This window comes from Mesorhizobium sp. M7A.F.Ca.MR.148.00.0.0 (assembly GCF_003997735.1).
GTDB lineage: Bacteria > Pseudomonadota > Alphaproteobacteria > Rhizobiales > Rhizobiaceae > Mesorhizobium.
The window spans coordinates 1-756 of sequence record NZ_RZTB01000339.1; the positions used below are offsets into that span (position 1 = coordinate 1).

At 62.2% G+C, this 756-nt stretch carries 2 protein-coding genes; both read left to right on the forward strand.

The window, feature by feature from the left end; genetic code table 11:
• The first annotated feature begins 157 nt into the window (after positions 1-157).
• Complete coding sequence (locus EOB49_RS34360) at positions 158-439, forward strand: acyl carrier protein (protein WP_029356603.1); 282 nt, start codon at positions 158-160, stop codon at positions 437-439.
• A partial coding sequence (locus EOB49_RS34365; RefSeq protein WP_281060635.1) for a beta-ketoacyl synthase N-terminal-like domain-containing protein occupies positions 440-756 on the forward strand: 317 nt, incomplete at its 3' end. It lies immediately after the preceding gene.

A 756-nucleotide genomic window follows, 5' to 3' on the forward strand; every position in this document is an offset into this window, starting at 1 on the left:
ATACTGCACCTACGCCACACACCGGCCGGACCTGATCCGGCTTTATGAGCATTGGGCTTTGTCAGTTGCCCAAGCGTGATGGCTTTCGCGACGCGGCGCGCCTCAGGAACTGAGCCGCGTCCAGGTCGAAACGCGGGAAAGAAAGACAGGAAACAGAATGGCCGATCAATTCGCAACGGACGTCATTGCCCTGATCAAGAAACGCGCCGAGTCGGAGAGCGGTGAGGGAATGCCTGCGTCATTCGTCGGCGAGATAACAATCGCCACGGAACTGGACGCGCTCGGGTTTGATTCGCTGGGTTTGGCGGACGTCCTCTGGGATGTGGAGCAGGCCTACGGCATCAAGATCGACATGAACACGGCCGATGCCTGGTCCAATCTCAAGAATGTCGGCGACGTCGTGGAAGCCGTCCGCGGCTTGCTTGCGAAGGAGGCTTGAATGGACAGGCGCGTCGTTATCACCGGAGTGGGCGGCCTGTGCGGACTGGGCACCGACGCCGCCTCTATGTGGAAAGAGATGCGCGAAGGCCGCTCCGCCATCGGCCCGATCGCCAATTCCGAGCTTCATGACCTGGAGGGCATGACCGGCGCTGAGATCAAGGCGCTGCCCCAGCACGACATCGATCGCAAGCAGCTCGTCTCCATGGCCCGCTTCAGCTTGCTCGCCGTGCTTGCAGCGCGCGAAGCCATGCGGCAGGCCGGACTTTCCTGCGACGAAGGGAATGCCCATCGCTTCGGCGCGACAGTGGGCGTCGG